The following is a 24,600-nucleotide window of genomic DNA, read 5'->3' as shown; positions in this document are numbered from 1 at the left end:
TCCGGCAGAATCCTGATTGGTTCAATCGCTGCGTTGCGGCAATGGTTCCCGGTCAGATCGACGCTTATGACAGATAGTCCGGCGCTGTCGCCGATTTCTCCACCCGGTGCCGATGCTCAGGCCCCCTGGGCAATGCCGCGTGCCGCCTGGAAGCGGGTTATCAAGCGCGTCTGGGTGATGATCGGTTTCCACGAGCTGGCGCTGCTCGCGGGCGGGCTCGCGTTCTATTCGTTCCTTGCCATCACCCCGCTGATCGCCGCGACGGTCATGCTCTACGGCCTGCTCGGCGATGCCCATACGGTGCGCGATCAGATGCAGCGGATCGTCGATATCGTCCCGGCGGACGTGGCGCGGCTGCTGGAAGACCAGTTGATGCAGATCGTCAACACCAGCACCGGAGTGACCGGGCTGGCACTGGGCATCGCGCTGCTCTTTGCGATCTATGGCGCGATGCGCGCGGCGAGCGGGATGATGAGCGCGCTCAACATCATCAACGAAGAGCATGAGACCCGCAATTTCATCGCCCTCGCCCTGCGTGCCGCCGCGCTGACCTTGGCGGCCATTGCGCTGGCCGTTACCGGCGTGCTGTCCGGCGGCGCGTTCGCTTGGCTGCAATCGCAGGCGGACCGGCTGCTTGGGGGGACCACGGCACTGGTGTTCCAGATCGTCACCTGGCTTGCCGCGATCCTGCTCGGCAGCGTCGGCTTCGCGCTCATCATGCGCTACGGCCCCGATCGCCGCCCGGCCAAGTGGCGCTGGCTGGCTCCGGGCTCGATCCTGGCGACGCTGCTGTGGATCACCGTATCCTTCGGCTTCTCGCTCTATGTCGCCTATATCAGCGATTACAACGCGACTTACGGGTCGCTTTCAGCCTTCGTGGTGTTCCTGATGTGGCTCTATCTTTCGGCTTATGGCGTGCTGGTGGGAGCCTTGGTCAATGCCGAGATCGAGCGGCAGACTTTTTGCGACACGACCGTCGGCCCCACCCGCCCGCCGGGAGAGCGCGGGGCGGTACTGGCTGACCTGATCGACGATGGTGTACCGCGCCTGCGCGACTTGGAAAAGCGCAAGCTGCGCTCTGCCGCCCGCGCCCGTGCGGCCGCAGATAGTTCGACCTAACTTACGATATTTCCAGCACTTCGCGCGCCGGACCAAGCCGGATGACGCGATCGGCATAGCCCGGCATGTCGGCCAGAATGTGCCGCGTCAGCCGCTCGTAATGGGCCACGAACCGTGCCAGTGCCGCCCGGTCCATCAGTCGCGAACCGGTGCCCGACGCCGCGCTTGCCGCGCGTTCCTCCTGCTCGGCGCGCCACCCTTCGACCACGGCAAAGTCGGGTGCGGCGAGCAGGATCAGCCGGTCCAGCCGCGCGAAAAGCTGCGCATAAGGCCCGGTTAGCGCCACATTAGCGTGGCCTCGCCAGGTCCCCTCGGCGTCTTCCTGCGCTTCAAGCGCGTTGACGGTGTGGGCCAGCGCCTCGACCGGTTGCGGCCGGGCTCCCACGCACCACCCTTCGAACAGCAGCACCGCGCAGTGTGCCGGGGCGCATGGCCAGTCGGCACGCGGCACGCGGTCGTCGCGCGATTTGTCGAAGCGGGGCATCGGCACCGGCGCGCCCTGCTCCAGCGAGGCGATCGTTTCGCGGCCCAGGGCGACATCGTGTGTGCCCGGCACCCCGCGCGTGGCGAACAGCGGATGCACCGTGCGCGCCAGTTCGTGGCGCTCGGCGCGGGTGAGGTAGAGATCGTCGAGCGAGAGGATCGCGGTCGGCAGATCGAGCGCTTGCAGCCGGGCCGCCGCTTGAGCCGCCAGCGTAGACTTGCCCGAACCTTGCGCCCCGCACAGGCCCAGCACGACCGGGCGGCGGGTGGTCGCGGCGAGTGCGGCGCGGATTTCAGCGATCACCGCATCAATCACCCCCGCGCCCCAGGGCCCTGCCACAGCGCCGGTCATGCCGGCCAGTCGAATGTCGCCGCCTGGCCGTGGCGGATGCCGTCCGCGTCGATCAGGTTCCACACGATCCCGCTGCCGATCATGAACCGCGTGCCCCGGGCGCTGATCCGCATGCCCCGGTAATCATCGATGAAGCCATCGCGCGTGACGCGGGCCAGCATGTCCTCGCGCTCGGCCCGGTTCGGTGCTTCGGCCGACAGGCGCGAGGGCAGCCGCACGAAGTCTTCCAGCGAAATCTCGAAAGCCTCCAACGCCCGCGCGTTGCCGAAGAAGAACACCGGATCGACCTCCGTCCCGTGCGCCACGATCACGCAGGGCGCAGCCCACAAGGCGGCGACCGGATCGTCCCCGGCCGGAACCAGCGGCCGCCCCAGCAACCGGGCATAGCTTTGCGCCACCAGCGCTATCCGTGCCGCCGTTTCGGGTTCTCTATAGCAGGATGGAACCGGCAGGGTTGAAGGGGCAGGATCAGGCATCGCCAGCGGTTTATCAGCGCGCGGCAGCCTTGGCGAGGTGGAGCGACGCTCCGCTAAGTTTGGGACTTGAATTTCGATGTGAATGCGACGAAATGCCGCACATTGAAATGTGAGGATCAAGAGTCGTGGCGACGGATGTCATAGAAAAGGTTCGCAAGCTGGTCACCGAAGGAGGGATGAGCCGCGCCGGCCTCGCCCGTGCTGCCGGGCTGCATTCCAACACCCTGCGTGATTGCACCGAGGCGGACTGGAACCCCACGGCCGAAACGCTGAGCAAGCTGGAAAAGGCGCTGTTTTCCAACGACGACCGCGACATGCTGGTCCCGATCGAGGAAATCATCGACGAAGCGCGCAACGGCCGGATGTTCATCCTGGTGGACGATGAGGATCGCGAGAACGAAGGCGATCTGGTCATTCCCGCGCAGATGGCGACCCCCGCCGCGATCAATTTCATGGCCACGCACGGCCGCGGCCTGATCTGCCTGACGCTGGCCGGCCAGCGGGTCGAGGAACTGGGCCTCAACCTGATGAGCCGCAACAACGGCACCCGCCACGAGACCGCCTTCACCGTTTCGATCGAAGCGCGCGAAGGGGTGACCACCGGCATCTCCGCCGCTGACCGCGCCCGCACCATCTCGGTCGCGATCGACGGGACCAAGGGGCAGAACGATATCGTCACCCCCGGCCACGTCTTCCCCTTGCGCGCCCGCGAAGGCGGCGTTCTGGTCCGCGCCGGCCACACCGAGGCGGCGGTCGACATTTCGCGCCTGGCGGGGCTCAACCCCTCCGGCGTGATCTGCGAGATCATGAAGGACGACGGCACGATGGCGCGGATGGACGACTTGATGTCGTTCGCGCGGCTGCACGATCTGAAGATCGGCACTATCCGCGATCTGATCGCGTATCGCCGCAAGCACGATCACATGGTGGTGCGGATATCCGAACGCCATTTCACCAGCCGCTGGGGCGGCGATTGGCGAGCGATCTGCCTCCTCAACAAGTCCACCGGCGACGAGACGTTCGCGCTGGTCAAGGGCACCATCAATCCGACCGAGCCGACGCTGGTGCGCATGCACGCGCTGTCACTGTTCGATGACCTGTTCGGCGAGAGCAACGATCGCGCAAACCTCCTCAGCCGGTCGATGGAACTGATCGGCGAAGCGGGCAGCGGCGTCATCGTCGCCATCAATCGGCCGATGCACAAGCTGCTCAGCCGCACGTTCGAGACGGCAGGAACCGACGCGGCGCACAGCGGCGAGACGGTGGAGGAACTGCGCGACTATGGCGTCGGCGCGCAAGTGCTGGCGGAGCTGGGCATCCACGACATGATCCTGCTTACCAATTCGCACCATTCGCTGGTCGCCCTGGAAGGCTACGGCATCAACATCGTCGGCGAACGCCGCATCGAACTCGCGCAAGGATAAGACCATGTCCCGTTTTCTGATTGTCGAGGCGCGTTTCTACGATCACCTCAACGACATGCTGGTCGCCGGTGCCCGCGCCGCGCTGACCGCCGCCGGCCACCAGGTCGATGTCATCACCGTCCCTGGCGCGCTGGAAATCCCCGGCGCGATCGCGCTCGCGGACGGGGCTGGCGACTATGACGGCTATGTCGGCATCGGCGTGGTGATCCGGGGCGAGACCTATCACTTCGAGATCGTCGCGGGCGAAAGCGCGCGCGGGATCATGGCCTTGACGATGGACGGCATCGCCATCGGCAACGGCATCCTGACGGTCGAGAACGAGCAACAGGCGCTGGTCCGCGCCGACCCCGCGCAAAAGGACAAGGGCGGCGAAGCGGCCAAGGCGGCGATTGCCCTGCTCAAGCTGCGCGAGCGTTTCGGGGCCTGATCGGCCTGGCTTCCCGGCCGGCGCGATGTCGGCCGGGGAGTGTGGGACTTTTTTGCCACGCGGAGACGCGGAGGCGCAGAGAGGTTGTGCGGGTTGCTTGAGTAGCGCGCGCGGCTCAGGCTGTGCAGCCCTTGCCCCAAAACCTTGCTCCACCTGATCCGTTCGCATCGAGCTTAGTCGAGATGCCTTGACCTGCGCCGCGGCGTCTCGACTAAGCTCGACGCGAACGGGACATCCGGGCGAGGCTGATGGCTTCTGCCTGATGCCCCTGCGGCACGGCAGCGCCCGGCTCACCGGCACCCGTGCCCTTCCCGCAGAGGATCGCCGCCTCTCTGCACCTCTGCGTGCATCTTATCGATGTGGCACAGTCACGCAACATATCCGCGATTTGTTTTCCTCTGTTAAGTAAATTTACTTATATAAATTCCCTTAAACTAATCTCCCGCACCGAACGCTTTACAAAATTCACAAACACTTACAAAATGTTCACTATCAGGACAGTCGAAACTGCCCGTTTTACGCCGGACGAATTTCGGGACAGGATGATAGCATTGCTTCCGTTTCTACTCTTAAATGGAGGCAATTCTCGACAGCGGAGCGAATTCCGCTGCGGGTCGCAATGTGGCAGCCATCAAGGACGGGCGCTGGCCCGCGATGGCTGCCATCTGGAGTTTTTACCCGTGAATGCCGTTGGAACAGCCATGAACATGATCGAAGACCTCTCGCGCCACCTGGAAAGCCTGGATCGGCTGGGCGCGAGCATTGCCGCCGCACACCTGCAGGCGGCTATCGACGCCGTGCGGCGTGAATTCAGATTGGAGGGTGATACGTCCACTGCGGACCAACATCTGCGAGACGCTCTGCACTGAGCATGCCTATCCTGCCCGCCAAGGGCACATGACGCACGACTGGAAGACCATGCTTTTCAACGGGCGCGGTTCCTCCATCCCGCGCCGCCATGGCCTGATCCTGCAATTGTGGATCGCCCGCACGGAAGGGGAAACCGTGGCGGGCATCCCGGCAAAGGCGGTCATTCCACCCGATGGAAAAGAAAGAACAGGTCAATCGCAACAGGGCAAAGGCGGTGCGCCTGATCGGCATTGCCAACGAACTTCTCGCCATGGCGCGCGAACTGGAAATCAACCACACGATGGCGATGGAACTGCCGGCCAACGGCAACGATGTGCTCTCGGGCAAATCGTCGCAGGAAGCGCGCACCGCGGCCAGCCGCGACCATCCGGTCTGGGTGGAACTCGCCCGGCAAAGCTATGACGATCGCCGCCGCCGCACCAAGATCTTCCGGTCCGATGATCTGTTCGGCGAACCCGCCTGGGATATCCTGCTCGATCTCTTCATCGCCGCCAAGGAGCGGCGGCGGGTGTCGGTCACCAGCGCCTGCATCGGCTCGGCCGTGCCGTCCACCACCGCGCTGCGCTGGATCACCATCCTCGAAAAGCAGGAACTGCTGGTGCGCGAGGCGGACCCGGGCGACGCGCGGCGGATCTACGTCAAGCTCAGCCCCAAGGGATATGACGCGATGCTGGAATACTTTGGACAGTCCTCGCGGTCGGTCGTGCTGCTGGACGATCCGCCGTACCAGTCGGCCGCCTTGCGCTAGGCGTTTTCCCGGCCTCTGTCGCCCCACCCGGTCGCCCCCCTCGCCCAGACCGGAGCGGTCCCGCACAGATGGTCTGCGGAAAAAGGGTGGCGGGTTCCCTTTCCCACCGGGGCCCGTCACCCGATCTGGCCAGTGGTCCTGGGGTGTCGAGCGAAGTCGGGACACGGAAGCGTGGAGCGACGTATCTCGATTTTGGCGCTGTTCCGTGGCGACGGGTGCTTTCGGCGTGCGTTGACCTTTGCCGGCAGCGGCCGTGCAGAGGGCCTCATGGATGCTGAAACAAGTTCAGCATGATAAATTCAGGGAATTAGCCCTGCGCCTGTGAACACGGGTAGGCACCGCATTGAAGATGCAAGTCCTCATTCACAGACCACGTCATGCTGAACTTGTTTCAGCATCCATCGTGCCTGCAAGAACTGCGATGCGTGGAAAGTCCTCGCCCGAAACGCCTGAGGAGAACTAACCCGACGATATCATAACTTTAACGCCCCACACCTCCCCCGGTTCACCGGGAGAGGTGCCGGGTTCAGGTCAGGACGCCAGCCGGCCGAACGCGGCCAGCCCGGCGTAGTGGGCGGCAGCGCCCAGTTCTTCCTCGATGCGGATGAGCTGGTTGTACTTGGCAAGCCGGTCCGAACGGGCGAGCGAGCCGGTCTTGATCTGGCCGCAGTTGGTGGCAACGGCGAGATCGGCGATGGTCGCGTCCTCGGTCTCGCCCGAGCGGTGCGACATCACGGCAGTGTAGCCGTTGCGCTGCGCGATCGAGACCGCCTCCAGCGTTTCGGTGAGCGAGCCGATCTGGTTGACCTTGACCAGCAGCGAATTGGCGAGGCCCATGTCGATGCCCATCTTGAGGCGCTTGGGGTTGGTGACGAACAGATCGTCGCCCACGAGCTGCACCTTGCTGCCGATCTTGTCGGTCAGCGCCTGCCAGCCTTCGAAATCGTCCTCGCTCATGCCGTCCTCGATCGAGATGATCGGATAGGCTTCGCACAGGTCGGCAAGGTAATCGGCGAAGGCGACCGGCGAGAGCGACAGCCCCTCGCCCGAGATTTCGTACTTGCCGTTCTTGAAGAATTCGGTCGAAGCGCAGTCCAGCGCCAGCTTGACTTCGCTGCCGGGCTTGAAGCCGGCCTTTTCGATCGAGGCCATGATGAAGTCCAGCGCATCGCGGGTGCTGGCAAGGTTGGGGGCAAAGCCGCCCTCGTCGCCCACCGCCGTCGCCAGGCCCTTTTCGTGGAGGCCCTTCTTCAGGGTGTGGAAGATTTCCGCACCCCAGCGCGCGGCTTCGGCCAGCGACGACGCGCCGACCGGCATGACCATGAATTCCTGGAAATCGATCGGATTGTCGGCATGTTCGCCGCCGTTGATGATGTTCATCATCGGCACCGGCAGGACATGCGCCGAAACGCCGCCGACATAGGCATAGAGCGGCAGGCCGCGCGCCGATGCGGCTGCCTTGGCGGTGGCGAGGCTGACGCCGAGGATGGCGTTCGCGCCCAGCCGGCTCTTGTTCTCGGTCCCGTCCAGCTCGATCATCGCCAGATCGATGTCGCGCTGGTCTTCGGCGTCGAGGCCGACCAGCGCTTCGGCGATCTCGGTGTTGACGGCTTCGACCGCCTTGAGCACGCCCTTGCCGAGATAGCGGCTCTTGTCGCCATCGCGCAGTTCCACCGCCTCGTGCGCGCCGGTCGATGCGCCCGACGGCACAGCGGCGCGGCCGAAGCTGCCATCTTCGAGCAGCACGTCCACTTCAACCGTGGGATTACCCCGGCTATCGAGAATTTCGCGGCCGTGAATGTCGATAATGGCTGTCATCTGCGGGACCTCCTGAATGATGCGCGGCATTCGCGCGGTTGGCGGCGGTCTTAGCAGCGGAACCTCGCAAGACAAGTTGCGTTGCAACACCAGGGACGCAAGTTTGTGTGACTTCGCGCGTCGCAACCCTATATAACGCGGATGGACGATGCGCATCGTCCGGATGCTGTGCTGGAAGGACCCAAGGCCATGACCAATACGTCTGCCCCCGACGAGACTGTGACCGAAAACGCCAAGTCGCACTTCGCCAAGGCGATCGACGAAGCACGCGCCGGTGCCCAGGCATTGGCTGACGGCTATCGCGAGAAGATCATGGCGACCACCGGCGAACTGTCGAGCGAGGCGAAGGCCCGTTCCGACGAAGCCATGGAAAAGGCCAACGCCTTCGCTACCGATGCGCGCGACAAGGCCAATACTTTCGCCGATGACGCGATGGCCAAGGCCGGCGTCTATGCCGCGGATGCCAAAGCAAAGGCCACCGGCTGGGCCAACGACGGCAAGGCGATGACCAGCCGCACCATCGCCACCCTTGCCGGCATGATCGACGAGAACATCGCCATGATCGATGACAAGGCCGGCGAAAAGTACGGCGATTATGCCCGCAGCGCCTCGCAATCGATGAAGGACGCGGCCGCCAGTCTGGATGAAAAGTCGCTCGACGAGCTGGGCGAGGACGCGGTGGACTTCGTGCGCAAGAGCCCCGGGGTCGCCATCGGCGCGGCTATCGCGGCCGGCTTCATGCTGGGTCGCATGTTCAAGGGCAAGTGAGCGAAGTGGCGGCGGCGGGGCCGGTTCCCGCCGCCGTACCCGCGATACGCATCATTCCAAGCCCGGCCTTCGCCGGGCATCCAGGCGAGCCCGACTTGAACGACATCGACACAGAGGCTGACGACAGCCCGACCTTGGGCGAGGACCTGAGGGACCTTGCCGCCGAAGCCAAGGCGCTGGCCCTAGCGGAGCTGGCGTATCAGAAATCGCGTGCGGCCTATGCCGCCGGCGAGGCGAAGGGTATTGCCGCGCTGGCGGTGGTCGCGCTGGTCTTCGTGTTCTTTGCGGTCATGGCGCTGGTCGTCGGCCTGGTCATCGCGCTCGGCCCGCTGCTGACCGCATGGGGCGCGATGGCGGCCGTCACGCTGGCGCTGCTGGCAATAGCCGCACTGTGCGGCTTGTCGATCAAGGCACGGATGGCGCGGATCGGGCGGGTGCTGGGCGACGATGCCCGCACCGCGCTGGGAGACGTGGCATGAGCGCGCGGCTGGCCGCGCAGGTCCTGGCCGATCGCGCTGCGCGTGATGCGGCGCGGGCTGCCTATGATACCCGCCTGGAAGCCATCAAGGCCGACTATGCCGAACGTGGCATCGGTGGCCGGCTGATGGACGAAGTGTCCGAACAGGCGCATGCCATGTTCGACGAAGCCGTTGCCGTAGTCGAGGAACATCCCGGCGCGATCGGCGCAACCATCGCCACGCTGGCGCTTTGGATATTGCGTAACCCGATCATGGCCTGGATCGACGTCCTGCTTGGCCCGGGACATCACCGAGGAGACAAGAAATGACCAAGTCCGCAACCAAGGTAACGCCCATCACCCCGGAAGCGACCACGCCGGAAAACGCGCTGATCCTGTCGGACAAGGCGGAAGCCGCGAAAGAGGCAGTGGCCGAGACGACCGACAAGGTGGTCTCGTTCGTCAAGGCGCACCCGGTCGCGGTGATCGCAGGCGGCATCGCGGCGGGCATTCTCGTCAGCGCGCTGCTGCCGCGCCGCTCCGGCCGCAAGGCTCTGGGCAAGGCGCTGAAACTGGCCGAAATTGCCGGTGCCGCCTCGATGCTCGTCGGCGAAGGTGCCGGTGCCGCCAAGGTCCTGGGCAGCGGCGCTGCCAGGGGTGCAGGCACGCTGGCCAACAAGGCCGGCCGCGCCTCCAGTTCGCTTGGCACCACGCTGGGCAAGGCGGGCGTGGCTGCGCTCGGTGCCGCCGCCACCCTCGGCAAGGCGACCGCTGCAAAGGCTGGCGATGTCAGCCATTCGGCGGGATCTGCGGCCGAGCGGATCAAGGATCGCTTCGTCCACTGACCTGGATCTGCAACCGGTCGGCCGAGCCCTTTTAAGCGGGGGCACAGCCGGCCGGTGCGCTATTGAAAATCAGTGACACAAACAGGCCGAAAGTCTCACAATTCCGCGCTTGCGCGAAGGGTGATGCTGACGATAATGGGCGCTTCCTCCTAACCAGGAAGCCCCAGCCTATGCAAAAGCTGCATCTCGTCATGGGCGGCCGGGTCAAAGACCCGCGCAGCCTCGAATTCACTGATCTCGAAACGATGGACCTCGTCGGCGTCTACCCCAACCTGGCGACCGCCAAGGACGCCTGGAAGTCCGCCGCCCAGCGCACCGTGGACGATGCCGAAATGAAGTACGTGATCGTCCACCTGCACAAGCTGCTCGATCCCGACCACGATCACTGAGCGGTCCGAACCCAACGCAAAAAAGGCCGGCGGATTGCCGGCCTTTTTTTGTGCGTTGCTGCGGCCTTCGAGATGGTCTGCCCAGACCGAGCGGGCAAATTCAAACCACATCCTGCAGTCGGCGCACCGGTGGTTGCTCATGCTGCATGGCGCACCAGAGATCATAGTTTGCCTGCATAGCAAGCCACGCCCGCGCCGTGCTTACGCCCGCCTGTTCAAGCCGAACCGCGAGATCGGGGCTGATCGCCGCCTTTCCGTTGAGGACACGCGACAGCGCGACCCGGGACATCGCAAGCCGGTTGGCCGATTCGGTTACGGAGAGGTTCAGTGCCGTAATTACTTCGTCGCGGAGCAGTTCGCCGGGATGGGGAGGATTGTGCATCATAGTCAGAGCCTCAATGATAGTCCTGATAATCGACCAGTTCGACATCAGCGCCGACAAAACGGAAGGTGATACGCCAGTTTCCGTTGACCCACACGGACCAATATCCCTTCAGATCACCCCTTAATGGATGAAGTTTGAAGGACGGCAGGTTCATATCATGCGGTCTTACCGCAACTTCCAGCAGACCGAGGATATTCCGGAGCTTCTTTGTATGAGACGCCTGAATGCCGCGTGTTGTGCCGGTGCTGTAGAACGCTTCGAGCCCCTTGTCCCGGAATCCGATTATCATGAGCCAGTGTATCGCGTTGCGTTACACGACGCAAGGAATCGAGGCGGGGCGACCGACCGAAGAATTCCGGGGGTGTTACCGTCCGCCTTCCGCCGGCATTATAACGGTAGCCTCCGCAGAACGCAAAAAGGCCGGCGGTTTGCCGGCCTTTTCATATCTGCCGCAATCGGCAAGCAGCGTTCAGATGAACTCGATCTTCTGGACGAGGTAGCACTTGTCGCCCGCAGGGACGGTGACTTCCACTTCCTCTTCGACCTTGCGGCCGATCAGCGCCTTGCCGAGCGGCGAGTTGTAGCTGATCCGGCCGACTCTGGCGTCCGCCTCGTAAGGGCCGACGATCTGGTAGCGCACCGGCTTGTCGTCATCGTCGAGCAGGGTCACCGTCGCGCCGAAGATGATCTTGTCGCCCGACAGCGATGCCGGATCGACGATCTGGGCGCGGGTGATCTTGTCTTCCAGATCGGCGATCGTCGCCTCGACCTGGCCCTGGCGTTCTTTAGCGGCGTGATATTCCGCGTTTTCGGAAAGGTCGCCATGCGCGCGCGCCTCTTCGATCGCATCGACGATACGCGGACGTTCCTCGCGCAGCGCCTTGAGATCGGTGAGCAGCCGTTCATACCCTTCCGCGAGCATCGGCAGCTTTTCGACACTGGCCATCAAATCATCCTCCAGACGCTCCCCGTCAGTATCGACAGTTCGGCTGCCTGACCCCCTGGGGAGGGGATCAGGACCGATCCGTAGCGATGTGGGGAAGCTAGATCGAACTCAGTTATAATAATCCTGCAACGAACGCACTTCAAGCTGGCTGCTGCGCAAAGCGGAAATTGCCTGTGCAGCGGCGCGGCTGGCGGCCGCGGTCGTGAAGTACGGGACCTTGCTGGTCAGCGCCGAGGCGCGGATCGATTGCGAATCCTTGAGGCTCTGCCAGCCTTCGGTGGTGTTGAAGATCAGCGCCACATCGCCATCGACGATCTTGTCGACCACGTGGGGGCGGCCTTCGGCCACCTTGTTGACCCGTTCGACCGGCAGGCCGGCATCGGCCAGGTACTTCTGCGTGCCGCCGGTGGCGATCACCCGGAAGCCTTCCGCCACCAACTGGCGCACCGCATCGAGGATCTGCGCCTTGTCGGCGTTCTTGACCGAGACGAAGGCGGTCCCACCCTGCGGCAGCGTCATCCCGGCACCAAGCTGCGCCTTGAGGAACGCATGGCTGAAATCGCCATCGATTCCCATGACTTCGCCGGTAGACTTCATCTCCGGGCTGAGCACCGGATCGACGCCGGGGAAACGCGCGAAGGGGAACACCGCTTCCTTCACCGCCATGTACGGCAGCGCGCGCTTGAACGGCGGGAAGGTGGAGAGCTTCTCTCCGGCCATCACCCGGCTGGCGATCTTGGCGACCGGCTGGCCGATCGCCTTGGCGACGAACGGTACCGTGCGGCTGGCGCGCGGGTTCACCTCGATCAGGTAGACCTCCTGACCATCGGGCCCTTCCTTGACCGCGAACTGGATGTTCATCAGCCCCTTCACGCCCAGCGCCATCGCCAGCGCTTCGGCCTGGCGCTCCATCTCGGCGACGATATCGTCCGAGAGGCTATAGGGCGGCAGGGTGCAGGCGCTGTCGCCCGAATGGATGCCGGCTTCCTCGATGTGCTGCATGACCCCGGCGACGACGACCTGTTCGCCATCGCACAGGGCATCGACATCGCACTCCACCGCATCGCGCAGGTACTGATCGATCAGCACCGGCGAATCGCCCGACACCTGCACGGCGGTGGCGATGTAATCATCGAGCTGTTCGATCGAATCGACGATTTCCATCGCCCGGCCACCCAGCACGTAGCTGGGGCGCATCAGCACGGGATAACCGATGCGGTTGGCCACCGCGACCGCCTCATCACGGCTGCGGGCGATGCCGTTGGCCGGCTGCTTCAGCCCGAGGTTCTCGACCAGCGCGGCGAACCGCTCCCGGTCTTCGGCCAGGTCGATCGCGTCAGGCGAAGTGCCCAGGATCGGGATGCCTTCATCCTCCAGCGCCTGCGCCAGCTTGAGCGGGGTCTGCCCGCCGAACTGGACGATGACGCCGACCAGCGTGCCGTTGGACTGTTCGACGCGCAGGATTTCCAGCACGTCCTCCGCCGTCAGCGGCTCGAAATAGAGGCGGTCCGACGTGTCGTAATCGGTCGATACGGTTTCGGGGTTGCAGTTGACCATGATCGTTTCATAGCCCGCCTCTGCCAGCGCGAAGCAGGCGTGGACGCAGCAATAGTCAAACTCGATCCCCTGCCCGATCCGGTTCGGTCCGCCGCCCAGAATGACGATCTTGTTGCGATCCGAAGGCATCGCCTCGTCCTCGGGCGCGCCGAAGATCGGGCCTTCATAGGTCGAATACATGTATGGCGTGACCGCCTCGAATTCGGCGGCGCAGCTATCGATGCGCTTGAACACCGGGTGGACGCCCAGCTTGCGGCGCAGGCTGCGGACCTCTTCCTCGCTGGTGGCCCCTGCCATCGCGCGCATGGCATCGTGCAGCAGGCCCGAACGGCGCGCCTGGGTCTCGCCCAGCCCGCCCGCCACCCCGACCGAGCGCACCGCCAGCGTGGCAAGCCGCTTGTCGGAAAAGCCCATGGCTTTCAGCCGGCGCAGGCCTGCGGCATCGATCGGCAGGCCGTTTTCCATGACCTGGGCCTCTTCGGCGATGATCTCGGCGATGTGGCGCAGGAACCACTTGTCGTAATGGGTGATCGCGTGGATCTCGTCCACGGTGAACCCTTCACGCAGCGCCTGGCCGACCACCAGCAGGCGTTCGGGCGTGGCGCGAGCGAGCTGCGCGGTGATGGTATCGCGGCCGGCCCCTTCCAGCGCGGGAACGCGGTTGAAGCCGTCGAGCCCGGTTTCCAGCCCGCGCAGGGCCTTCTGCATCGATTCCTTGATGTTGCGCCCGATCGCCATCACTTCGCCGACCGACTTCATCGCCGTCGTCAGCAGCGGTTCCGCGCCCTTGAACTTTTCGAAGGCGAAACGCGGGATCTTGGTGACGACATAGTCGATCGTCGGCTCGAACGAGGCGGGGGTGGCCCCGGTGATCTCGTTCGTGATCTCGTCCAGCGTGTAACCCACCGCCAGCTTGGCGGCGACGCGGGCGATCGGGAAGCCGGTGGCCTTCGATGCCAGCGCCGACGAGCGCGACACGCGCGGGTTCATCTCGATCACGATCAGCCGGCCGTCGGCGGGATTGACCGCGAACTGGACGTTCGAACCGCCCGTTTCCACGCCGATTTCCCGCAGCACCGCGATCGAGGCGGTGCGCATGATCTGGTATTCCTTGTCGGTCAGCGTCAGCGCGGGAGCGACGGTGATGGAATCACCGGTATGGACGCCCATCGGATCGACGTTCTCGATCGAACAGATGATGATGGCGTTGTCCTTGCGATCGCGGACAACCTCCATCTCGTATTCCTTCCAGCCCAGCAGCGATTCCTCGATGAGGACTTCGGTGGTGGGCGAAGCATCGAGGCCCGACCGCACGATCGTCTCGAACTCGGCCTTGTTGTAGGCAACGCCGCCGCCGGTGCCGCCCAGCGTGAAGCTGGGGCGGATGATCGAGGGCAGCCCGGTGCGCTCCAGCACCGCGAAGGCCTCTTCCAGCGTGTGAGCGGTGCCTGACCGTGCCGATTCGAGCCCGATCTTGTCCATCGCCTCGCGGAAACGGGTGCGGTTCTCGGCCTTGTCGATGGCATCGGCATCGGCACCGATCATCTTGACGCCGAACTTCTCCAGCGTGCCGTCGTTGTACAGCGCCAGCGCGGTGTTCAGCGCGGTCTGCCCGCCCATGGTCGGCAGCACCGCATCGGGGCGCTCCTTCTCGATGATCTTGGCCACGATCTCGGGCGTGATCGGCTCGACATAGGTCGCATCGGCGAACTCGGGATCGGTCATGATCGTCGCCGGGTTGGAGTTGACGAGGACGACGCGATAGCCCTCCTCCTTCAGCGCCTTGATCGCCTGCGTGCCCGAATAGTCGAACTCGCAAGCCTGGCCGATGATGATGGGGCCGGCGCCGATGACGAGGATCGAGGAGATGTCAGTGCGTTTGGGCATTGGGAGGAAACACCTGCTGTGTTAATTCTGTAGGTAAGCGACAAGGAGACGGGCGACGGTGGAGCGATACACGATTGACGTGCCGGACGAAGCCGCTGCTTCGCTGCGCGAGGCAGCGCAGGCGAGCGGCGTGTCGGTGGAGGATGTAATCGGCGGCCTCGTCGAACGCACGTATGCCAAGCGTGCGCCTGATGACTGGGTTCACGAGCTCATCGCCATGACCCGACCGGGGATCGAGATGAACAGCCCCGGCCGCATGCCTTGGGAACGCGAGGTGCCTTGGGAATACGATGATTTTAGTTGATACCAACGTCTTCAGCGAACTGGTCAAGCCTGTCCCCGAACCGGCGGTTGTCGATTGGCTGTTTGAACACAGAACCGAGACCGCGCTGTCCGCGTTCGTCGTCGCCGAACTGAACATCGGCATCCGCACCACGCCGGGAGCAGACAAACGCCGCTTGCTGACGGCATGGCTGGAACGCCTCATCGCCGAACACGAAGGGCGCACGATCGGCTTCGATCTGGCCATGGCACGGCGATGGGGCACCCTGTCAGCCAGTGTGCTCATCGCCGGCGGAAGGCTGGGATCGCAAGTGTTCGACACGCTGATCGCAGCGCAGGCCGCAGACCGCGACCTGCCGCTGGCCACCCGCAACGTGCGGCACTTCCAAGGGGTGGGGCTGACGCTGATCAATCCTTGGGAACCTTGATCATCTGGGTGTCCGAATAGTCGAACGCGCAGGTATGACCCATAACGATCGGGCCGGTGCCGATGACAAGGATCGAGGAAATGTCAGTGCGTTCCGGCATTAGATTTCTATCCCAATCTTTTCTTTAATCAGTCGTTTCAACAAGTCGATGAGCAGAGACCACGCGGTTTCCCTACCTACCTTTTGCAGCGCGTTTCCAGCATCCTCCACTGCCAATATCACGCCCACGCGAATTTGAATGACCTTCAACTCAAGAGAGCCCCAAAGCTCGTTTGCAGCATCTAACGACCGAACAATTCGGTCGCGTTCCTCTGGTGTGTCGCCTATTTTATTGTTACCGCGAACCTCAGAAAGAAGGACGGACAGACCTTGTTTAAATTCGCGATATTGGGGTGAGTTGTGATCCAACGGGACCACGCGATCAGATGCAGGCACATGACCCGCCGCATTTCCACCATCAAGAATCAATTCGCCGGGAGCAGCACCTCTTATTTCGAAAACGTCGTCGACCTGCTCTTCCGCTTTGAAAATCCCATCGTCCGTGAGACGGTAGAAACTGGCCGCGTCATCATCGTCTTCATCATACCGATCAAATCTTCGCTCAAGCAGCCCATCTGCGACCAATTTCTCTGCCGCCCGACCTACGACAGCGCCAAATAATTGCCCGTTACGCCGAGCAATTTCCGACGCATTAAAGAATTGCTGACTATCCTCACTATGGAGGCACAGCAAAAGAGTTTTGAGTACCTCGTTTTGCGCGTCAGCAAATTTGATCACCCCAACATCCCCACGAACTTCTCGAACAGGTAAAAGCTGTCCTGCGGCCCCGGCGACGCCTCGGGATGGTACTGCACCCCGAACGCCTTCTTGCCCGAAATCGAAATGCCGCAGTTGGAGCCGTCGAACAGGCTCCGGTGCGTTTCGATCACGCCTTCGGGCAGGCTCGCCGCGTCCACTGCGAAGCCGTGGTTCATGCTGGTGATCTCGACCAGGTTCTCGGTTTCGCCCCACACGCCGCCGACGCGCTGGACCGGGTGGTTGGCACCGCGGTGGCCCTGGTGCATCTTGATCGTGCGGGCACCGGCGGCAAGGCCGAGCATCTGGTGGCCGAGGCAGATGCCGAAAATCGGCATGTCGCGATCGAGCAGCGCCTTGATGACGGGGACGGCATAGGCCCCGGTCGCCGCCGGATCGCCGGGGCCGTTCGACAGGAAGACGCCATCGGGCTGCAGCGCGAGGATCGTCTCCAGCGTCGCCTCGGCCGGCACCACGGTGACCCGCGCGCCGGCCTTTACCAGGTTGCGGAAGATGTTGTCCTTGGCCCCGAAGTCCATCGCCACGACATGCGGGCGCTCGTCACGCGGCGAACGGCCATAGCCTTTGCCGAGTTCCCAGGTGGAGCCTTCCCAGCCCTGCTGATGCGCGCGGCTGACCAGCTTGGCGAGGTCCATGCCTTCGAGCCCCGGCCATTCCCGCGCCCGGCGGATCAGCGCCGGGATGTCGAACGCGCCGTCCGGGTGATGAGCAATCACCGCGTTGGGCGCGCCGGACTGGCGGATCATCCGGGTCAGCGCGCGGGTATCGACGCCCGCCAGCCCGACCTTGCGCTTGGCGGCCAGCCATTCCTGCAAGCGCCCGTGCGAGCGGAAATTCGAAGGCTCGGTCACATCCTCCCGCACCACGCAGCCGACCGCGCCGTCGACCAGCGATTCGAGATCCTCGTCGTTGACGCCGACGTTGCCGATGTGCGGGAACGTGAAGGTGACGATCTGCCCGGCATAGCTGGGATCGGTCATCACTTCCTGATAGCCGGTCATCGCCGTGTTGAAGCAGACTTCGCCCACGGCCTCGCCCACCGCACCGAAGCCGCGGCCCCAGATCACCTGCCCGCCGGCAAGGACGAGAACGCCGGTGGCTCCATCTGGTTTAGGCGCGTGAGAAGTGGCGGCGTCGGCCATTATGCGGTCGCTCCGTTATCGGATATCAGGGTATGTGTGCTAAGGCCCGTCCGCTAGAGACGCCTGCCCCCGCCGTCAACCCCGACGCGCCTGCAAACGGGTGCAATTTTCGGCAGGCGTTGCTAGGGACGCGCCCGACACATTATCTGCTTATCGGGAAAACGAAAACACGATGCTCCGCGATACCATCAAGTCCGCGCAGGTTTCCGCCATGAAGGGCGGCGACAAGCCCCGCCTCGCCGCCGTCCGCCTGATCCTCGCCAAGATCAAGGACCGCGACATCGAACTGCGCACCGCCAGCGAAAAACCCGACGATGACGCGCTGGTCGTGGACGTGCTGCAGAAGATGGCCAAGCAGCGCCGCGAATCGATCACCCTGTTCGAACAGGGCGGCCGCCCCGAAAAGGCCGAAGTGGAAAAAGCCGAACTGGTGGTGATCGAGGAATTCCTCCCCGCCCAGATGAGCGAGGAGGAAACCCGCCTCGCGATCGAGGCGATCAAGGCCGAAGTGGGTGCCAGCGGGATGAAGGACATGGGCAAGGTGATGGCCGAACTGAAGGCGCGGCACGGCACGCAACTGGACATGAGCAAGGCGAGCGGGTGGGTGAAGAGCGCGCTCGCCTGAAAGGCCGAGCACCCAGCCTCCCCTCCCGCCTGCGGGAGGGGCCGGGGGAGGGCCTGTTCCAAGCGACTAACCGGAGGGGCGATTGGCGAGCGGCGGATTTCGCGACGATGACAAAGGCTACACCCGGCCGACCGCGCGCTCGCGCAGGTTGCGTCGTGATGCCACCGAGGCCGAAAGGCGTCTATGGCAGGCGATCCGGGCGAGGCAGGTTGCCGGCGTGCGGTTCAATCGCCAGTTTCCGGTGGGGCAATACATCTGCGATTTCGTCTCGCGCGAGTTGCGGCTGGTCATCGAGGTAGATGGCGGACAGCATGCGATCGCGGGCGATTACGATGCCCGCCGCACCGCCTTTCTCGAAACACAGGGCTATATCGTGATCCGGTTCTGGAATGCCGAGGTGATGGACAATCTGGAGAGCGTGCTGGCGCGCATTGCGGAAACTATTGCCAACATGCCCTCCCCCGACCCCTCCCGCAGGCGGGAGGGGAGTTTGTGGGGCCCGGCGCGTTCGCGCGGGCATGACGTTCGATGCTAAGCCCCCAATGGCTCGACCAGCTCCGCACGCGGATCACCCTGTCCGCGCTTATCTCGCGCAGCGGGGTGCGGTTGCTGCGCGCCGGGCGCGAGCAGAAGGCGTGTTGTCCGTTCCATAGCGAGAAGTCGCCCAGCTTCACGGTCAACGACGAGAAGGGGTTCTACCATTGCTTCGGCTGCGGGGCGCATGGCGATGCGATCCGGTGGATGACGGACCATCAGGGACTGTCGTTCATGGACGCGGTCAAGGAACTGGCCGCCGAGGCCGGGCTGGATGTGCCCGCGCCCGATCCGCGCATGGCAAAGGCAGCCGAAAAACGCGATTCGCTCCATGATGTCATGGCCGAGGCGCAGGGATGGTTCGTCCACAACTTGACCGCCCCCGGCGGCGAGGGCGCGCAGGCCTACCTTGCCTCACGCGGGTTCGATGCGGCGACGGTGCAGCGCTTCGGCTTCGGCTATGCGCCCGAGGACCGGCAGGCGCTCAAAGGTGCCCTCTCCCGCTTTCCCGAGCCGATGCTGATCGAGGCGGGGCTACGCATCGTGGTCGAGGATCGCGATCCCTATGACCGGTTCCGGGGGCGGCTGATGCTGCCGATCCAGGATGCGCGCGGGCGGGTGATCGCGTTTGGCGGGCGGATCCTGGCCAAGGACAAGACCCCAAAGGACTCTGGTGCCCCGAAATACCTGAATTCCCCCGACACGCCGCTGTTTGACAAGGGGCGCACGCTTTACAATCTGCACCGCGCCGCGCCGGCTGCCCGCGAGACCGGGCGGCTGGTGGTGGTCGAAGGCTATATGGACGTCATCGCGCTCGCCGCCGCCGGTATCGCCGAGGCGGTTGCGCCGCTGGGCACCGCGCTGACCGAGCAGCAGATCGAGATGCTGTGGCGGCATATCGAAACGCCGGTGCTGTGCTTCGACGGCGACGCCGCCGGCCAGCGCGCCGCCATGCGCGCGATCACCCGGGCCCTGCCCCTGCTGCGCCCCGCCCATTCGCTGCGGATCGTCCGTCTGCCCCAAGGGCTCGACCCCGACGATCTCATCAAGGCGCAAGGACCGGCGGCGATGCGCGCAGTGCTGGACGAGGCGCGGTCGCTGATCGACGTGCTGTGGGAAACCGAGCGTGATGCCGTGCCGCTGGTCACCCCGGAGGACAAGGCCGGGCTCAAGGCCCGGCTGATGGCGCATGTCGAGGCAATCGCCCACCCCGATATCGCCAGCCTCTATCGCCGCGAGCTGACCGACCGGTTTTCCGCTTTCGCGTTCCCCAAGCGCGACAGCGGCTGGTCGAACCAGAGCCAGCCGCGCGGCCGTCCGGGCCGCAACGGGCGCTTCGGCCAGCCCGCTCCGGCTCCGTCCTCGCCCGAATCACTCGAACGCCTGCGGCGCGCTTCCAGCGGCGGCGCGCGGGACAGTCTGGCCGCCGCGGTCATCGCCGGGTTGCTGCGCTGGCCCGCCCAGATCGCGCAGCACGCCGAGATGCTGGCCCGCGCGCCAAGCCTCGATCCGCGCCTTGCGCTGCTGGTGGACAGCGTCGATGCCGGGGAGCCGCTTGAAAGCGAACATCTGGCTACCATATTGGCAGCCAATGGACTGGAAGTGCCCGGCCCTGCTGCCTATTCCGGCCTGCGCTTCGGCTTTCTCGGTCCTGATGCAACCCTGGAACAGGATGGCCCGGACCTGGCATCTGCAATTCTCATTCTGGTGGAACGACCGATGCTGGAAGCGGCGCTCAAAGCGGCAACCGATCGCCACATCCACGAGTTCACCGAGGAAAGTTTTGCGGAACAGCAGCGTCTGCGCGAGAGAATGCTGGAATTTGACGCGCGGCTAAGGCACATGGCCGCAAGACATGCGGCATCGTCCTGATCGTATAATTGAAGGGGTCTGTCGGTTCCGGTCGTTTGCCGGGTCACTGACGGAGCGGGGCAGTACGGGATAAACGGCGTAAAGAATGAGCAAGAACGAAACCACCGGCGGCGAAAACGACGGCAACGATGCTCCGCTGATCGACCTCAACGAGGCCTCGGTCAAGAAGCTGATTGCCCGCGCCAAGCGTCGCGGCGTCATCACGTATGACGAGCTGAACGAAGCGCTGCCCCAGGATCAGATGTCTTCCGAGCAGATCGAGGACATCATGGCCGCGATCTCGGAAATGGGCGTCAACATCGTCGAAAGCGACGAGGACGCCGATCGCGAGCCCGACGATGATCGCGATGCCGAGGAGCCCGAAGATTCCGACGGCACCCCGCGCATGGTCGCGGACCCGAAGAAAAAGGAAACGATCGAGCGCACCGACGATCCGGTGCGGATGTATCTGCGCGAGATGGGCGCGGTCGAACTGCTCAGCCGCGAGGGCGAAATCGCCATCGCCAAGCGGATCGAAGCCGGCCGCGACATGATGATCCTGGGCCTGTGCGAAAGCCCGATCACCTTCCACGCCATCATCCAATGGTCCGAAGCGCTCAACAACGGCGAGATGCAACTGCGCGAGATCCTCGATCTCGATGCGATGCTTTCGAAGGAACCCGCGCCCGAAAACCTCAACGAGGACGGCGAAGGCGACAACGACGGCGAGATCAGCGAGGCGACCGCCGGCCCCTCCTACAAGGAGGAAGAGGACATCGAGGAAGAGGAAACTTCCGAGGACGAGGACGAGGACGGCATCGAACGCCGCGCCAAGCGCCCCGCCGAGGAAGAGGAAGAGGACAACACCCTCAGCCTCGCCCAGATGGAAGCCGCGCTCAAGCCCGAAGCGCTGGAGAAGTTCGCCCTCATCACCGACCTGTTCCAAGCCTTCGAGAAGCTTCAGAACGAGCGGCTGGACGCGCTAGCGCTGGGCATCGATTTCCCCGGCGGCAAGGAAGACCAGTACCAGCAGTTGCGCGAGGATCTGACCGCGCAGGTGGAATCGGTGCAGTTCCACGCCACCAAAATCGAATACCTGGTCGATAACCTCTATGCCTTCAACCGCCGGCTGACCGCGCTGGGCGGCCAGATGCTGCGCCTGGCCGAGCGTCACAAGGTCAAGCGGGCCGAGTTCCTGGAAACCTATGTCGGCCGCGAACTGGACGACAGTTGGCTGCCGGAAATGTCGAAGCGCGACAAGAAGTGGGCCGCTTTCGCCGATAACGAGGCCGATTCGGTCGAACGCATCCGTTCGGAAGTATCGGACATCGCCGCCGCCACCGGCATGGCGCTTCCCGAATTCCGCCGCATCGTCAACATGGTCCAGAAGGGCGAGCGCGAGGCGCGCATCGCCAAGAAGGAAATGGTCGAGGCGAACCTGCGGCTGGTTATCTCGATCGCCAAGAAATACACCAATCGCGGCCTGCAGTTCCTGGACCTGATCCAGGAAGGCAACATCGGCCTGATGAAGGCGGTCGACAAGTTCGAGTATCGCCGCGGCTACAAGTTCAGCACTTATGCTACGTGGTGGATCCGGCAGGCGATCACCCGCTCGATCGCCGACCAGGCGCGCACGATCCGCATCCCGGTCCACATGATCGAGACGATCAACAAGCTGGTCCGCACCAGCCGCCAGTTCCTGCACGAGCAGGGCCGCGAGCCCACGCCCGAGGAAATGGCCGAGCGCCTGTCGATGCCGCTCGAAAAGGTCCGCAAGGTGATGAAGATCGCCAAGGAGCCGATCAGCCTCGAAACGCCGATCGGCGACGAGGAAGATTCGCACCTGGGCGATTTCATCGAGGACAAGAACGCGATCATCCCGGTGGATGCCGCGATCCAGGCGAACCTCAAGGAAACGGTCACCCGCGTGCTGGCCAGCCTCACCCCGCGCGAGGAGCGCGTGCTGCGCATGCGCTTCGGCATCGGCATGAACACCGATCACACGCTGGAAGAAGTTGGCCAGCAGTTCTCGGTCACCCGCGAACGCATCCGCCAGATCGAAGCCAAGGCGCTGCGCAAGCTCAAGCACCCCAGCCGATCGCGCAAGATGCGCTCTTTCCTGGACCAGTAATACGAGTTATGTCGCTCTCTCCCCTTCAGGGGAGAGATACGCAGGCTTGGCGGCTTGTCCGCCTAGCCGGAGTAGAGAGGGGGCGAAGCGGCCCCCCCCTCTCCCAACCCTCTCCCCTGAAGGGGAGAGGGCTATGTGGTCGGATCAACGAGCCTTGGTCTCAGCCGATGCCGGACAGCGCCAGCAGCGCTTCGGTCGACGGGTCGAAGCGGGTGCCGCCCTGTTCGATCTGGTTGGCGATCGCCTTGCCCAGTTCCACGCCGAACTGATCGAACGGGTTGATCCCCATCAGCACCGCATTGGCGAAAGTGCGGTGTTCGTGGAACGCGATCAGCGCGCCAAACACGCCGGGGGTCAGATCGTCGAGCAGGATCGTCGCGCTCGGCCGGTCACCCGGATAGGCGCGGGCGGGGTCATCGCTCGGCTTGCCCGCCATCAGCGCGGCCCCTTGCGCGAAGCAGTTGGACAACAGGATGCGGTGATGCGCCGGATCGAGATCGTCACCCGGCGCGATCGAGGCGATGAAGTCCACCGGCACCAGGCTGGTGCCCTGATGCAGCAACTGGAACACCGCGTGCTGGGCATCGGTGCCCACCCCGCCCCAGGTGATCGGCGCGGTCGGCCCGTCCACCGGCTGGCCGTCGAACGTCACGCTCTTGCCGTTCGATTCCATTTCCAGTTGCTGGAGATAGTCCGGCAGCAGCGCCAGCCGCTCGTCATAGGCGAACACGCCGCGCGTCTGGCAGCCGCGCAGGCGGGTGTAGTACTGATCGGCGAAGGCCGCGCGCAGCGGCAGGTTGGCAGCCCCTTCGGCATCGCGGAAATGCACGTCCATGGCCGCTGCACCGGCGAGGAATTCGGCAAAATCGGGCCATCCCAGCGCCATCGCCACCGGGAAGCCGATCGATGACCACAGCGAATAGCGTCCCCCCACGCTTTCGCTGAACGGCAGCACCCGCGTCTCGTCCACGCCCCATTCCACCGCCTTGTCGGGCGATGCGGTGAGCGCGACTACGCGGCCATAAGGATCTTCCACGCCGTTCTCGCGCAGCCACTGCAGCGCGCTTTCGGCGTTCGTCATCGTTTCGATGGTGGTGAAGGTCTTGGAAGCGATTGCCAGCATCGTGGTGGCGGGATCGCAGGCGGCGAACGCCTGTTCCATGGCGCAACCATCGATGTTCGAGACGACATGCACGTCCACCATCGCCCCGTCTCGCGCCAGCGCGTCGATCGCCAACGCCGGGCCCAGCGCCGATCCGCCGATGCCGATGTGGATCAGGTGCTTCACCTCGCCCATCGCGCCGCGATGGATCGCCTCAACGATGGCGGCGGTGCGGTGGTGCAGGTCTGCCGCCAGCCTGACGCTGTCATCGCTGCCAACACCGCGCTGGGCGGTATGCTCGGCCGCCCGGCCCTCGGTCGGGTTGACGATATCCCCGGCGAACAGCGCGGCGCGGCGGCCCGCAAAGTCCATCGCTGCCGCCAATTCCTCGAACGCGGCGATATGCGCGGCATCAAGGTGCGTTTTCGACCAGTCGAAGCGGATCGCCCCCGCAGCGGCATCCTCACCCAGTTCGAAACGGGTGGCCAGCGTGTCCAGCCGCGCCGGATCGCCTGCAAAAAGCTGTCCCAGTGTCGGTTTTTCGAGTTCTTTCAGCTTGTTCCAGACGGCTTGGGCCACGCTTTCCTCCTCGCACCACGCTGCGCCCGGACTTATGCATACCGCAGGTGCGAAGTCCAACCCCAATGCCGCTGCGTTGCCGATCGCCGGCACTGTCCCGCAATGCCGCGTTCAGCCGCAGGGTGCGATGAGTAACGCACTTGACGAGACGAACCGCGC

At 64.2% G+C, this 24,600-nt stretch carries 26 protein-coding genes and 1 pseudogene; 16 read left to right on the top strand and 11 right to left on the bottom strand.

The window, feature by feature from the left end:
• The first annotated feature begins 66 nt into the window (after positions 1-66).
• Positions 67-1,119, top strand: coding sequence for a YihY/virulence factor BrkB family protein (locus IE122_RS07740; RefSeq protein ID WP_229813890.1), 1,053 nt, complete (start codon positions 67-69; stop codon positions 1,117-1,119).
• Position 1,120: 1 nt separating this feature from the next.
• Here the strand turns inward: IE122_RS07740 and IE122_RS07735 are convergent, their stop codons facing one another.
• Both IE122_RS07735 and IE122_RS07730 read right to left on the bottom strand, forming a co-directional pair.
• Positions 1,121-1,954 (bottom strand): kinase, encoded by an 834-nt coding sequence (locus tag IE122_RS07735; protein ID WP_229813888.1) that lies wholly within the window; start codon positions 1,952-1,954, stop codon positions 1,121-1,123.
• On the bottom strand, positions 1,951-2,430 hold the full coding sequence (locus tag IE122_RS07730; RefSeq protein ID WP_189620593.1) for an MEKHLA domain-containing protein: 480 nt from the start codon (positions 2,428-2,430) through the stop codon (positions 1,951-1,953). The genes IE122_RS07735 and IE122_RS07730 overlap by 4 nt, the downstream gene beginning before the upstream one ends.
• Before the next feature lie 125 nt (positions 2,431-2,555).
• Between IE122_RS07730 and ribB the strand changes: the two genes are divergently transcribed.
• The 4 genes from ribB (at position 2,556) to IE122_RS07710 (ending at position 5,899) form a co-directional block, all read left to right on the top strand.
• The gene (gene ribB, locus IE122_RS07725; protein WP_189620592.1) at positions 2,556-3,854 is read left to right on the top strand and encodes a 3,4-dihydroxy-2-butanone-4-phosphate synthase; all 1,299 of its coding nucleotides are present in this window, start codon (positions 2,556-2,558) and stop codon (positions 3,852-3,854) included.
• A 4-nt stretch (positions 3,855-3,858) separates the two neighbouring features.
• Positions 3,859-4,281, top strand: coding sequence for a 6,7-dimethyl-8-ribityllumazine synthase (gene ribH, locus IE122_RS07720; RefSeq protein ID WP_189620591.1), 423 nt, complete (start codon positions 3,859-3,861; stop codon positions 4,279-4,281).
• A gap of 701 nt (positions 4,282-4,982) precedes the next feature.
• The gene (locus IE122_RS07715) at positions 4,983-5,150 is read left to right on the top strand and encodes a hypothetical protein (protein ID WP_189620590.1); all 168 of its coding nucleotides are present in this window, start codon (positions 4,983-4,985) and stop codon (positions 5,148-5,150) included.
• A 173-nt stretch (positions 5,151-5,323) separates the two neighbouring features.
• Positions 5,324-5,899 carry a helix-turn-helix domain-containing protein gene (locus IE122_RS07710; RefSeq protein WP_189620589.1) on the top strand — a complete coding sequence of 192 codons (576 nt, stop codon included), beginning with the start codon at positions 5,324-5,326 and terminating at the stop codon, positions 5,897-5,899.
• 531 nt (positions 5,900-6,430) lie between these two features.
• On the opposite strand, the gene eno is transcribed toward IE122_RS07710, so the two are convergent.
• On the bottom strand, positions 6,431-7,717 hold the full coding sequence (gene eno / locus IE122_RS07705; RefSeq protein ID WP_189620588.1) for a phosphopyruvate hydratase: 1,287 nt from the start codon (positions 7,715-7,717) through the stop codon (positions 6,431-6,433).
• 189 nt (positions 7,718-7,906) lie between these two features.
• On the opposite strand from eno, the gene IE122_RS07700 reads away from it, so the two are divergent.
• From IE122_RS07700 to IE122_RS07680, 5 genes are all read left to right on the top strand, one after another.
• Complete coding sequence (locus IE122_RS07700; protein WP_189620587.1) at positions 7,907-8,485, top strand: hypothetical protein; 579 nt, start codon at positions 7,907-7,909, stop codon at positions 8,483-8,485.
• A gap of 95 nt (positions 8,486-8,580) precedes the next feature.
• Complete coding sequence (locus IE122_RS07695; protein ID WP_189620586.1) at positions 8,581-8,964, top strand: phage holin family protein; 384 nt, start codon at positions 8,581-8,583, stop codon at positions 8,962-8,964.
• Entirely contained in the window at positions 8,961-9,272 is a 312-nt protein-coding gene (locus tag IE122_RS07690) for a hypothetical protein (protein ID WP_189620585.1), read from the top strand. The genes IE122_RS07695 and IE122_RS07690 overlap by 4 nt, the downstream gene beginning before the upstream one ends.
• Positions 9,269-9,787: a hypothetical protein gene (locus IE122_RS07685; RefSeq protein WP_189620584.1), complete on the top strand. Its 519-nt coding sequence runs from the start codon at positions 9,269-9,271 to the stop codon at positions 9,785-9,787. The genes IE122_RS07690 and IE122_RS07685 overlap by 4 nt, the downstream gene beginning before the upstream one ends.
• 170 nt (positions 9,788-9,957) lie before the next feature.
• Complete coding sequence (locus IE122_RS07680; protein ID WP_189620583.1) at positions 9,958-10,176, top strand: DUF4170 domain-containing protein; 219 nt, start codon at positions 9,958-9,960, stop codon at positions 10,174-10,176.
• A gap of 100 nt (positions 10,177-10,276) precedes the next feature.
• Here the strand turns inward: IE122_RS07680 and IE122_RS07675 are convergent, their stop codons facing one another.
• From IE122_RS07675 to carB, 4 genes are all read right to left on the bottom strand, one after another.
• Positions 10,277-10,561, bottom strand: coding sequence for a HigA family addiction module antitoxin (locus IE122_RS07675; RefSeq protein ID WP_189620582.1), 285 nt, complete (start codon positions 10,559-10,561; stop codon positions 10,277-10,279).
• A gap of 10 nt (positions 10,562-10,571) precedes the next feature.
• On the bottom strand, positions 10,572-10,850 hold the full coding sequence (locus tag IE122_RS07670; protein ID WP_189620581.1) for a type II toxin-antitoxin system RelE/ParE family toxin: 279 nt from the start codon (positions 10,848-10,850) through the stop codon (positions 10,572-10,574).
• Between the two features lie 180 nt (positions 10,851-11,030).
• A complete protein-coding gene (gene greA / locus IE122_RS07665) occupies positions 11,031-11,507 on the bottom strand; it encodes a transcription elongation factor GreA (protein ID WP_189620580.1) in 477 nt (158 codons plus the stop codon).
• A gap of 108 nt (positions 11,508-11,615) precedes the next feature.
• A complete protein-coding gene (carB, locus tag IE122_RS07660; RefSeq protein ID WP_189620579.1) occupies positions 11,616-14,951 on the bottom strand; it encodes a carbamoyl-phosphate synthase large subunit in 3,336 nt (1,111 codons plus the stop codon).
• Positions 14,952-15,009: 58 nt separating this feature from the next.
• On the opposite strand from carB, the gene IE122_RS07655 reads away from it, so the two are divergent.
• The gene (locus IE122_RS07655; RefSeq protein ID WP_189620578.1) at positions 15,010-15,255 is read left to right on the top strand and encodes a hypothetical protein; all 246 of its coding nucleotides are present in this window, start codon (positions 15,010-15,012) and stop codon (positions 15,253-15,255) included.
• Positions 15,242-15,661 carry a PIN domain-containing protein gene (locus IE122_RS07650; protein WP_189620577.1) on the top strand — a complete coding sequence of 140 codons (420 nt, stop codon included), beginning with the start codon at positions 15,242-15,244 and terminating at the stop codon, positions 15,659-15,661. The genes IE122_RS07655 and IE122_RS07650 overlap by 14 nt, the downstream gene beginning before the upstream one ends.
• On the opposite strand, the pseudogene IE122_RS18620 reads toward IE122_RS07650, so the two are convergent.
• The 3 genes and pseudogenes from IE122_RS18620 to carA all read right to left on the bottom strand — a co-directional run.
• Positions 15,645-15,761, bottom strand: a pseudogene (locus IE122_RS18620) (carbamoyl phosphate synthase preATP-grasp domain-containing protein); the annotation flags it as partial. The gene IE122_RS07650 and the pseudogene IE122_RS18620 sit on opposite strands and share 17 nt — an antisense overlap.
• Positions 15,761-16,438, bottom strand: coding sequence for a hypothetical protein (locus tag IE122_RS07645; RefSeq protein ID WP_189620576.1), 678 nt, complete (start codon positions 16,436-16,438; stop codon positions 15,761-15,763). The gene IE122_RS07645 and the pseudogene IE122_RS18620, both read right to left, overlap by 1 nt.
• On the bottom strand, positions 16,435-17,619 hold the full coding sequence (carA, locus tag IE122_RS07640) for a glutamine-hydrolyzing carbamoyl-phosphate synthase small subunit (RefSeq protein WP_189620575.1): 1,185 nt from the start codon (positions 17,617-17,619) through the stop codon (positions 16,435-16,437). The genes IE122_RS07645 and carA overlap by 4 nt, the downstream gene beginning before the upstream one ends.
• Before the next feature lie 172 nt (positions 17,620-17,791).
• On the opposite strand from carA, the gene IE122_RS07635 reads away from it, so the two are divergent.
• The 4 genes from IE122_RS07635 (at position 17,792) to rpoD (ending at position 22,760) form a co-directional block, all read left to right on the top strand.
• Positions 17,792-18,244: a GatB/YqeY domain-containing protein gene (locus IE122_RS07635; protein ID WP_189620574.1), complete on the top strand. Its 453-nt coding sequence runs from the start codon at positions 17,792-17,794 to the stop codon at positions 18,242-18,244.
• 82 nt (positions 18,245-18,326) lie between these two features.
• Positions 18,327-18,779 (top strand): endonuclease domain-containing protein, encoded by a 453-nt coding sequence (locus IE122_RS07630; protein ID WP_189620573.1) that lies wholly within the window; start codon positions 18,327-18,329, stop codon positions 18,777-18,779.
• The gene (dnaG, locus tag IE122_RS07625; protein ID WP_189620572.1) at positions 18,773-20,650 is read left to right on the top strand and encodes a DNA primase; all 1,878 of its coding nucleotides are present in this window, start codon (positions 18,773-18,775) and stop codon (positions 20,648-20,650) included. The genes IE122_RS07630 and dnaG overlap by 7 nt, the downstream gene beginning before the upstream one ends.
• Before the next feature lie 85 nt (positions 20,651-20,735).
• Positions 20,736-22,760, top strand: a complete 2,025-nt coding sequence (rpoD, locus tag IE122_RS07620; RefSeq protein WP_189620571.1) for an RNA polymerase sigma factor RpoD — start codon at positions 20,736-20,738, stop codon at positions 22,758-22,760.
• A 160-nt stretch (positions 22,761-22,920) separates the two neighbouring features.
• Here rpoD and pgi read toward each other — a convergent pair whose 3' ends face one another.
• Positions 22,921-24,441, bottom strand: a complete 1,521-nt coding sequence (pgi, locus tag IE122_RS07615) for a glucose-6-phosphate isomerase (RefSeq protein ID WP_189620570.1) — start codon at positions 24,439-24,441, stop codon at positions 22,921-22,923.
• Positions 24,442-24,600: the final 159 nt, after the last annotated feature.

The organism is Novosphingobium colocasiae (genome assembly GCF_014652555.1).
Classification (GTDB): Bacteria; Pseudomonadota; Alphaproteobacteria; order Sphingomonadales; family Sphingomonadaceae; genus Novosphingobium; species Novosphingobium colocasiae.
This window is presented reverse-complemented; position numbering and strand designations above follow the sequence as displayed.